4 protein-coding genes are annotated in these 11,980 nt (G+C 39.8%); all 4 read left to right on the top strand.

The annotated features are described in order from the left end of the window. Window positions 1-31: 31 nt before the first annotated feature. Genes GPL15_RS19110 through GPL15_RS19125 form a run of 4 tightly spaced genes read left to right on the top strand, consistent with a single transcriptional unit; the run spans window position 32 to window position 11,972 of the window. Window positions 32-3,313, top strand: coding sequence for a UvrD-helicase domain-containing protein (locus GPL15_RS19110; protein WP_215700273.1), 3,282 nt, complete (start codon window positions 32-34; stop codon window positions 3,311-3,313). Window positions 3,314-3,316: 3 nt separating this feature from the next. After that, the gene (locus GPL15_RS19115) at window positions 3,317-6,217 is read left to right on the top strand and encodes a hypothetical protein (RefSeq protein WP_215700274.1); all 2,901 of its coding nucleotides are present in this window, start codon (window positions 3,317-3,319) and stop codon (window positions 6,215-6,217) included. Window positions 6,218-6,262: 45 nt separating this feature from the next. Next, window positions 6,263-9,487 (top strand): SNF2-related protein, encoded by a 3,225-nt coding sequence (locus tag GPL15_RS19120; RefSeq protein WP_215700275.1) that lies wholly within the window; start codon window positions 6,263-6,265, stop codon window positions 9,485-9,487. Continuing rightward, a complete protein-coding gene (locus GPL15_RS19125; protein WP_215700276.1) occupies window positions 9,480-11,972 on the top strand; it encodes a helicase-related protein in 2,493 nt (830 codons plus the stop codon). Before GPL15_RS19120 ends, GPL15_RS19125 begins: the two co-directional genes overlap by 8 nt. The last annotated feature ends 8 nt before the right edge of the window (window positions 11,973-11,980 follow it).

The raw sequence follows: 11,980 nt of genomic DNA on the forward strand, positions 1-11,980 counted from the left end.
ACATCCAACTTCTCAGAAACGAGGTATCGTTATGGCTAGAATTATCGGCGGTACGAATGATGGCAATTATGGTGAAAAACTATTCATATCAAAAGCCTGCCAATATTTAGATAATAACCACATCATTTACTGGAACCGCCAGCTTTTTGGCCGGGAATTTGATGTGTGTATTCTTATGCCTGGAAAAGGAATCCTGGTTGTAGAACTTAAAGGCTGGCGTGAGGAAAATATACTTCACGTGGTAAATAACGAATATGTTGTAGTTCAAACTGAAACTGGTGAAATTCAATCATCTCCTCAGAAGCAGTCTCGTGGCTATCGCTTTTCTTTAGAGCGCCATTTAAGGCAAAGCATAGACAAATTCCCTTTGGTTTGTCAGCTGGTTTGTCTGCCTCAGGTATCAAAAAACTTCTATCACGCGAATCGTTTAGACATTGTAATGGAAGAACGGTTCACTATATTGAGGGAAGATCTTGAGAGCAATACGGCGTTCTTTGCAAAGCTTGATCAGGCGCTTCGCGAAACAGTCACCTGGAAACGTGATCCTTTTGATACAAGGACCATGCTCGAAGTCCGAAATCTTTTCGAAACCGGAATTAATCTCTCTGATCCCAGTAAAGATACTGCCCCAGTAACAAACGTTGACTTTCATCAACATGATTACTCTCGGTTTTTGTATATGGCTCCCGATGAGTCATTTTCAAGTGTTGAGCTCACAGACCTGATTAACGAATATTTTGCTGGTTGTAAAATATATGGCGTTTTCTCTGATGATACTCAATTGCACGTTCTCACAACAGCAATTGATGGTGCACTTTCTTCTCACGGGCTCATTCGTGATGGAGAAAGTCTTGATTATGACTTTGATAATACTGGCAAACATAGTCCCATACTTTCTGACACTCCCAAGAATTTTAAAGCATTCCATATCTCTTTAAGTGTGGCTGCTCAAAACACTAATCTTCCGTCTTTTAGAATTTCGAACGGTTGTATTTCTTCGCAAGAAATAAACGCATTAAAAGCGCTGTCAAACATTAGTAGTTTTAATGTGGAGCAATATCTTGTCGAGCATGCTGATACTAATAAAAACATAGTAATACGTGCTGGTGCAGGTACTGGAAAAACCTATACCATGATTTCACGTATTGCATATGTTTGTTATACCCAAAATGTCACACTGCAGAAAATGGCTAATCGGATTGTGATGATTACATTTACAAACGAAGCGGCCAACCAAATGAAGCGTAAGCTGAAAAAGTACTTTCGTAATTGCTATCTTCTAACTTCCAATGCGGAATACTTGAGCATTATTTCATGTGTAGATTCCATGCAAATCAGTACTATCCATTCCTACGCAAAAAAATTAATTGCTCAGTTGGGAACATCTTTTGGATACGGAATCGACCTTGGTATAACTTCAAGTGAATATAATAGGCGTCGTAAAATCTCAGACATCCTCGATTCTGAGATCAGAAAAAACGCTATAAAATATGGAAGTGCGCAGTATGGTCAGATGCTTGGCATGCCTGTTTATGCCATCAGGGACAATATCCTGGATTTTATTGCAAAGCTGCACAATAAAAGCGTAAGCGTTGATGAGATTTCAGCTACTGACTTTGGTTCATTAGCTGCTGGCGATTCCCATGTCGCTCTTCATGAATTGCTTGCTGCAGTGATTCCACAGGTAGAGCGTGAATATTTAAGTGAGCTTCAGGAAGAAAACAAAATTCATCTGAACACCATGATGTCTACACTTAGCCGTTTCATTAATGCATCTGGAAGTGAAAAGCGAATCAGAGAACTTAAACGAGACAAATATGCAACACAGTTTATGTTCGTTGATGAGTTTCAAGACACGGACGACTCTCAGATCGAGTCTCTTCTAAAAATTGCGAACTACCTCGATTATAGAATGTTTGTTGTCGGTGATATAAAACAGTGCATCTATCGATTCCGCGGTGCGGAAGAAGAAGCCTTCAACCAATTGAGAATTGCAGAAAATTCTGACAAGTGGATGGATTTTTCTCTTCAACGAAATTATAGGACCGACACTGCTTTATTAGATATTTTTGACCACTCCTTCTCTAACTGGGCAGCACGCGCTGACAGATTACTTGAATACCAAATAGCTGCTTCTCGTAGCGATAGACTGATTGGCACCAAAAACTACAATTCTTACCTGTCCTGCAACACCAACAGATTTTATAGAAGAATTCCTGTTCAGAACGAAGGTAGAAGGATTCCTGCTCTGGTTGAGGAAATCAGGCGCATTCAGAAATGGATCGCCTATGAAAAACAGCGTGGCGCAAAACTCTCTACAGAAGAGAGAAGTATCGCTATCCTTGTGCGAGAAAATTGGCAAGCCGAGATGGTTAGAAAGGAATGTGCTAAGCTTGGCATTGCCAATATACAAACAAACACCGGTGGTGATTTGTATATGTCACAGCCAGCTCTTGACATGATGACTCTGATTAACGCCTTGGTTAACTATGACCAGGCGGAATACCTTTACAGCCTTGCAGTTTCAAATTTTTTCAATCTGGATATTCCAAAATCGAATTTGTTTGAAATACGAGCAAAAATACGCGCTGGTGGCTGGCGGACTAAAGCCGATGAATACGACCAAGTAAACTATCTCATTAAATGCTTGAATCCCCTGCTTGCAAACACAGAGGATTATGAAAAAAGCTGGGAATTGCTTGTTGAAAGTCTCCGAACGAAGCCCATCTTGCAGGCTATACGATCCATATATGCACGATTGGAACCTTGGAAGAATTATACTCCAGAAAATCTTACGAAACAGCACTATTATCAGCTCAATGTGGATCTTCTTTTTGAGCAATTAATTAACGCATGCAACGTGGATCGGCTTACGATAAACACTCTTAGAGATCATTTATATAACAGTATTATTTCGCAAGTGTCTGTCGATAGCCGAATCCCGTCCGAAAATAGCGATGAAGACTTGATTCACTGCATTACTGTTCATAAGTCAAAAGGGTTGGAATATGGGCATGTTATATTGCCGTTTTGCTCTGCCCCTATTGACCGTGTCAAATCGACGCAGCTGCATGTCAGTGTCAAGAAAGAAGATAACCAGTATCAAATTGGATATAGCATGAGCGTCAGTGAAACCGGCAGTACAGTTCAAAATTCGTATTTTGACAATGCCATTGAAAAGGCCGAAAAAAGTCGGGAAGAGACACGAATTCTCTACGTAGCTATGACACGTGCTATACGCTCGTTCTCATGGATTGAATTAGAGGGAAAGAACGCACTTTCTTGGCAAAACCTTATTAGCAAGGAGGATTAACAGGTGTCTTTTAAAATTTATACATATGAAGATCCATATAAATTAGATGAGACTGATTTCTGGGATGAAATATCTTCTTTGCCGCATTTCTGCTCTGCACGTACCTTGGTAAATGGTTTAAAAGACATTTATGGCGATAAAATCAAAGGTCTAATTTGTGCATTTGATGATTTTGTTCAACATGAAGGAATCTATAAATCCTGGACTGATAACATCAGCCTTCGTGTGAAGCAGTATAGCCGATTAACATCTATCTATAGTCGTCTTCTAGGGAAACAGATTGGGAACGCAACCATCGACAATCCGTTTGTTCTTGCGCTCATACAGAACCAAAAGTATTTTCTCGAAGCATTAAGATTGTTTATAGAGCTAGATATTCCTGCAAAATCGATTGATAAATCAAAAGGAAATACAGAGCAACAGCTATTTGTAGAGATTTTAAATAGTGTTCAAAACAATGGGATTTTCAAATTTCCGGACACACCTCATCTGTCCAAGGTAAAAGAAGTAGTTGTTGATCTTGCCGAAAAGGAAATTGATGATTGTCGTGGGACAGAGCGAGAAGTAAAGCGTTGCGAGCGGGCTAAGAAATTGACCGAAAGTCAGCAATTTACGAGCATTATTGTGCATGGGATACACCAGTTTACTCCTGTTCAGTTGCGTCTGTTATTAGATTTAGACAAGCAGGGAATTAATATTATTTTCCTGTACAATTACCAAAAAAAATATACGAAGATTTATTCGTCGTGGAATGATATCTATAGTTGCTTTGGAGTACCCATTCAGCACGATACTGCGGTTTCAGAATATCAAATGCCCACAATGCAGAATCCAAGTAATGCACTCGCTTGCGCCTTGGGTGAAATTTGCGAAAATCGAAAGCAGATAAACCGAGTGCCGCTTTCTCAATGGCGTCAGTTATATAAAAGCATTCAATACAGGGAATTCGCTAACATCACTGAATATGCGCATTTTGTCTCTATGCATGTCGAGGACGCAAAGCATAGATGTTATGAAAAAGCACCCGTTCAAATTAGAGGCAGTTTGACGCTCAGTAATGCAAAGGTTCTAAATGCTATGACTGAGCAGGTATATACGGCAAACAAAGACGTTCATACTCTGCTTAGAATCTACCATCCGGAATTTTCTCAAGAACGTCATTTTTTGGCCTATCCTATTGGTCAATTTTTCTCTGCTATCTATCGGCTGTGGGATTATGAGAAGCAGGCTATCCTCATGGATATGCCTGCGCTTAAAGAATGCCTTTCTTCTAAGATTCTGAATGCAGCACCTGGAGAGGTTTTGCTTAGAACATTTTATTCGATTGAAATTCTGTTTGAAAACATAAGCACTTATGAAGAGTTTCATTCTGAGATAGCAGATGAATTTCTGAGTAATTACAAGAAAGTTAATGCCTCAATTAGTGAGAATGATAATCTGCGCAGCCTCTCGATATACAACAAATATAAAGTATCGGAAAAAGATATCGTTGCACTGATTAAAGCAATTGAAGAAATTAACGAGATTGCTAAATACCTGTTCGTCCAAAGTCCCGACCATCGAGACTACATTGATTTCGGAAGCCATTTTCAAAATCTTGAAGAGTTCCTTAAACAGAGAGAACTTTCGCTAGCAACTTCAAAAGAGCGCGAGTTAATTAACGCATTACAACTGCGCCTTAGCGAAATTCGTCCTGATAAATCTGAATTTAGTGGAACTATCCGAGATTTAAGAGAAGGTTTATACTACTACCTCAAACAAAAAGAAACATCAGAGCCTGCAGTAGATTGGATTGTGAAAAACTTTGAACAGATAGATGGTGATATCCTTCAGAGTAAACATCAATTTGAGCAGGAACAGGTGAAAACATATCATTTCGGATGTGTATCTGATAGAGATATGAATATGACGGTAAATGATCAGCTTCCTTGGCCTCTTACTGATGAATTTATTCGTGTAGCCTACGCACCAGTGGATCTTCAGTTCCAGGTTTATTACACTGCGCTAGGTGAAAGAAGCAATTTCCTTAGATACGCTCTTTTCTATGGCCTCTGCTTCAACCGTTGTGATGTGCGAATCAGCTATGTAAAACAGTACGGTGATGAAGTAACAGAACCCTATGCTCTGTTATCTATACTTGGATTTAAAGAGCCTGTTTCTGTGTCGATGGAATTGCCATCCGCTTCGATTCCTATGTCCATCAATATTAGACAAGAAAAAACCCAGAAAATAAAGTATGATCCCATGCAAATGATGGATATGTATTTGTGCCCTTATAAATTCTTCTTAGACTATGTTACTGAAAATTCACCTATAATCCAAGGGAATTTCCTGTATCAAAAACTGTATGAAAATCTGCTAATTGAAGCGGTATGGAAAAGAATCGAAAAACAGCCTTGTGTAACTGCCAGTGAACATCTTGAGCTGTTCGTTAGAACCGAAAGCGAAAAGCTCAAAGATTATTTTAGATTCTGGAAACCAACTGAAATACATGATCTGATGAACAGAGCCTTCAATTATCTGAAATTCGAGGTTATTAATAAAAGCCGCGGGACAACGGTATCTGCTTATGACGATAAACATATGCAGATCAGAAAGCGGTTCGGCTTGGCAAAGTATATCATCGATATTTCAGAAACTGAAACCAAAAATCCTTATGCAAAATTTGAGTCTCTTACAACAACTGTATGGCCCAAAAAAGAGTACTCACTTCATAAACTTCCATTGCTCAGTTCGCAGCCTGCTCAACAAACATTGGCAGATTCATTGTGCGCAGAGGCACGAGACTACATAAACCAAACTATCAACACAGACAAAACCGCCATTCCTTCCGATTGGTGCACCTATTGTGTCCATCGCGGAATGTGTGTGGAGCCATTTCTTATTGGAAAGCAAATGAGATAATTATTTACTTTTTCTGATGAGATATCTTCAAAGGAGAAAACTTCCATGTTAAAAGGATGCTATTATCGATGCCCAATAGTTATTGAAGAAGGAGATTCTGAATTTCCTCGTCTCTTTGTTCTTGCCCAGGTAATTGAATACAACGAGTTGGCAGACGCCGTAAAAGTGAAAATGCATGATCTTCTGGGCAGTGGCGAATATTACAGTAATATTTTTCAACATAATGTTTTTCGTGCTGACGCTGTTACTCGCTGCGAAGCAATATCAGGTGGCGTTGTTGAGAGCAATCGTGGACGCGGTATCATTATCTCTCGATCTGCAGTTCCTTACGACGAAAGCCAACCCTATTGGTATTGGATAAAGCTGCTAAACGGAAAAATCTTCAAAGAATGTGAGACCGCCCTAAAAGTTGAATATTCCCAGATGAACTATTCTCCAGTAAAACAATTTCGAAATTATGAATTTCAAAATCCAACATGGTTCTTGAACCATCTTAAGGTAAGTCGTAATCTGCATTTGGTGAATAACGCTACATATGGCTTTAGCGTATTAGCTGGATGCCGCGCATTTTTGATGTCTCACCAGATAAGCACCGTAGCCAGGTGCTTTGAGACAATACCAGTTCGATACATGTTAGCTGATGAAGTTGGCTTAGGCAAAACCGTTGAGGCTTGCTCTATATTGAAAATTTTAGCAAGCGAGAAAAAAAAATTTCGTTCGTTACTAATTGTTCCGGGTGCATTGGCTACTCAATGGAAAAACGAACTACATTACAAGTTTGGCATAGAGGCTCAGATTAATTCTCCATTGTCACAAATTTGTATTATTCCAACGGAAGAACTTTCTAACTCAAAAGCTGCATTAGTAACTCCGTGGGATCTTGTAATTGTTGATGAAACTCATAGATTGCTCAACTATAATGAGTGGTATCAGAATGTGCAATCATTAAGTCGTAGAGTTCAACATATTTTATTGCTTTCAGCGACTCCCATTCAAGATCGAAATGAGGAATACCGTCGCCTTCTTGCATTGCTCAATCCGGAACAATATGCCGAAATGACACCAGAACGGTTTTCTTGGATGGTAAAAAAGCAACAACGAATCCAAAAAACTGTAAACCAACAGTTAGGTCGACTGGAGCGCTATGACGAGTATAAAGACATCATTCGTGATAAGCTGAGCGAAGTTGCAGACACATTGGAAGATACTTACCTAAAAAAGCTTGTTGACTCAATTGATCTCAATTCAGAAGACAATGGTCTTGACCTTGCTAAGCAAGCCCTTGCGTATATCTGCGAGAACTACCGAATCGAGCGCAAAGTTATTCGTAACCGCCGACAGTTAATAAAAGAAAAAATGGCCAAGCGAACTCTTCACGAAGTTCCATATATGCCTCTGTCTGCTAATGAAAACTACAATGAAATTGCTGTAATTCAAAACACATTGGCATATTTATTGGAAAATGGTGAGGAGGGTGAAGAATATGTAATTGAGACAGCAATCCCCTTACTCTCTGCTTTGTTTAGCAGCCCATGGGCGTTTGAAGATGTTCTTACAGCCTTAAATATTAAAGACAGTATTTTGATTGATAGCACGACCGCCTGGAAACAACAGGCAGAAAATGAGCACGCTCTTGTTTTTGTTGCACTGACTGAGGATCCAGATTTGATTAAAGGTCGATTAATGAATGCTCTGAATTATATCGATCAGGAAACACCTATTTTAGATGATCCAAACTTCAAAATTGTGGTGTTTACAGGATTTAATGCAACATTAACCGCATTTCTTAAACTGTTCAATAATTACTATGCCGATACGTACATTTATGCAGTTTCTTTTGGGAAAAACATGTCTCGAGAAGAGCTTGAGGATAGCGTGTACTCTTTTCAGAATGACTCTAGTTGTCGTGTTATCGTGTGCGATGAAACTGGTGGCGAAGGACGCAATTTTCAGAACGCCTCTCAGGTTCTCCATCTTGATATGCCATGGAACGCAAATGCGCTTGAGCAAAGAATAGGACGTCTAGATAGATTAGGGCGAGAGCCTGAAATGAATGTTGAATCTGTTGTTTTGTACTCTACTGAAACCGTTGAGGAACAGCTCTTTAATATCTGGAAAAATGGCATGAGACTGTTTGAACAGTCTCTTAGTGGTCTGGAAATTATTACTGGCGAACTCAATGATTTGATTGTTGAAGCCCTGCTAAATGATTACAATACAGGACTAACAAATGCTTTTGATAACATCTTAGATCAAGCAGAAGAAATGCGGGAAAGCGTTGAAGATGAACAAGACTTTGATCTTGGAGCTACATTATATCGTCCAATGGCCCAAGGAATAGACAATGTATTAAATCTGTATACCTCTGAAGACACCAACATATTTGCGACAGCAATGATGGGCTGGGGGCATCAGGCTGGCTTGTCAGCTCAACCGCCAACAAAAACCGGTCTTATCGAATTCCGAAGTAGCGCATTCAGTATAAATGCAGCAAAGCAGTCCTTATTTATTCCTCCGGATTGGAGCGTTTATACCAACTCTTCTATGATGCGAAGAGAACGAAAGATATTAGGTTCTTTTAACAGAAAGACTGCCGCACTAAGAGAAGATGTCCTTTTCTTCGCACCGGGTGATTCTGTATATGATTCCATAATCTCTAACGCAGTTGGTTGTAGCCGAGGAAGATGTACTGCAATCGAAACAATGGGTTCATTTAATTATGATGGTGCAATCTTCATTTTTAATGTTGTGCCACCGTTAGACGAATTGTTGGAAGCCAACATCGATTTGCAGACTTTATCTCAGTATCGAATGTATCTTCCTCTTGAGCAAATAATGATTTGTATCCCACTCACTCAGAAGAGCAGAGAGATATCTGAAGAGACCGTAAAAAGTAAACTAATTAACCTAAAATTGAGTGAGGCCCGTCATATCGGTCGCCGCAGTTCCTACAAGGGAATGATGTCTCCGCTTGAAACATTTATTTCGAGAACGCCTCCAAGTGTTTGGGAACCATTAGTCGATAGTATTTCGACCACAGCATACAAGAAAGCAGAAAAAGTAATAGCGACGGAATCAAATCTTTCTGCAGCACGCGCAGAGATGCAGCGAGTATTAAATGGTCATCGTGCAGAATATCTCTATTTTGAACGTAATACAGACGTTGTTGAACAAAAGAAAGAAATTTTCCAGGTAACTTTCCGGGCCTTAAAAAATGCAAAACCCGAACTGGACGCTATATGTTTTTTAAGGGTGAGAACAAATGGATAGTAAAGAAATCCTGCGCCAATTCATGATAGGAGCAATTCAGTCAGCAAGCGCCATTGTTGAATTAAACAAATTAATATCTCCTGGTTCATCCCCTAATGCACTACAGGAATCTGCAAAAGCTCGATATGTGACGGGGTTTATTCGCCGTTATCGGCAATATCTGGCTGGTAACGCATCCGACATGGATATCTGTCTAAATATCAGAGATTTATCGTTAATTTTGGGTCGTATAAAGGTCAATGACAGACTTTATAAATTGATTAAAGAGAAAGGCGTAGATCTGGGATTTCGGATAGAAGCCGATAATCAGATTTCTTGCGATTTGAAAATTCCCAATTGGTTATCACCTTCTCATTATGTTCGCGATGTGTACTCACTTAAGCAGGATGACGGGATTAATGCCAAACGGCCCTCATGCGGAGATAATCTTTTAAGAACCCATACGGTATTCCAGCATTACAAGAGCTTTGAGCAAAAGATTGCTGTTCATACCGCATTAGCCCTACCAGATGGATACACTCTTCTGGTTTCACAACCCACCGGTGGTGGAAAGAGTCTTGTAACTCAAATGCTATCCAGTGTATCAGCCGGAATGACTTTGGTAATCGTTCCAACCGTAGCATTGGCTTTGGACCAGTATCATGCAGCTCAAGGAAACTTGAAGGATTCAACAGAAATCTATTGTTATAGAGGCGATCAATCTGCGGATAGTCGAGTATCTATCGTAAAGTCCATAAAGGAACAGAAAACTCGAATTCTCTTCACCTCGCCAGAGGCGATTTTTAAGAATACTGAATTATATAAACTTTTAGAAGCATCTGTGCAGAGTAGATTTCTGAAAAATGTGGTAATCGATGAAGCACATGTAATCCCGGATTGGGGAGTTTTCTTCCGACCGGACTTTCAGATTTTTTCAATTACTTTACGAAAATGGCGCACTGCGTCCGGAGAAAAACTCAGAACTTATCTTCTCTCTGCAACCTTATCCGATGATGTTGTTGAAACATTATTTAAATTGTTTGGACTTGAAGGAAAGAATAAGCAGGTACGGTGTGATACACTCCGTCAAGAACCTCGTTTCTATTTTCAATCCACAAGATCAAAAGCAGAACAAGATAAAAAAACCATTGAGGCCATTAAATTACTGCCAAAACCGATGGTCGTCTACGTTCTCGAACCTCGCGAAGCAATTGACTTACAAAAACAGTTGAAAAACGAAGGCTTTTTGAATACCCCAGTTTTTACTGGAGAAACGAAGGAAAAAGACCGAGATACCATTCTATCTGGTTGGAAAAACCAGGAATACGATATCGTGCTAGCTACCTCGGCCTTTGGTATTGGTGTAGACAAGCCCGATGTAAGAACTATTATTCATGCATGTTGTCCCGAAAATCTCAGTCGCTTTTACCAAGAGGTAGGTCGTGGTGGTCGTGATAGGCTCCCGTCTCTAAGTCTGTTTATGCCTAACCAAAATAGTTATGAAGGCGATGTCAGAAGAGCATTAGGACTCGTTAATAAAAGGGTACTCACGGTAGAGCGTGCAGTAATTAGGTGGAACAGTATGTTGCATAGTCCCTCGGCAATGATAGATGCTGATGAATGTGTTCTTGACACCGCCACTCCGCCAACTTCTATGACTGATGAACAGGCTGAATATGCTGGAAATCGAAATATTGCGTGGAATATCAATCTTTTGCTATTTCTGTATCGCACGGGATATATTGACCTGCTAGATGCAAGTTATATCCAAGAAAACAAGGCTTATTCCGTAAGAGTTAAACTACTTAAGATTGAAGAATTATCTGATCCCGAGAAACTAACACATAGTCTGGCCGAGCCAAGAGATACCGAGTATCAATCCCAAATGGCTGGATATCGAATCATTAGTGAGCTTGTTGCTTCGCCTAGATCTAAATGCTGGGGACGTATATTTAAGCATTTATATCCGCTGTCAAAAGAAGTCTGTAACGGTTGCCCTGCGGACCCTGAAGGCAGAGTTACTACTGATGAAAACTATAAATTACGTTTAGACCCAGATATTCAATTAGCGCCTACAGTACCTAGCCGTAAGCTTGCACGTAATATTGCATCTTTTACCGAAATGGTTATCCGTAGAGAAGGTTCTGGTCCTTGTGCCGAGACTGAAGTCATTACCCTGGCAGAAAAAGCGAGTCAAAACCAAGTTGGTATATTCATCGCTCCAAACGAATTGCTCGCCAATGTTTCATCGGATTGTATAGTGCTGAACTACGATGAATTCTTTTTTGCAACAATCCACTGCCCTTATTTATTCGCAAATGGCATGGTATGTGTTCTTGATGGAGATAATTTTTCAAAATCATCTCTATTCAAGCATGCAAGAAAACTAGAAAAATACGGATACAGATGTGTTTTATATTCCAACGAAAACGCACTTGTTATGAGCAACGGAAAAGCGCTTAGAGAATGTGTGGATGGATACACTATCACATTAAGCAAATTCTAAGGAGGGCC

The organism is Clostridium sp. MCC353 (assembly GCF_018785315.1).
GTDB lineage: Bacteria > Bacillota > Clostridia > Lachnospirales > Lachnospiraceae > CHH4-2.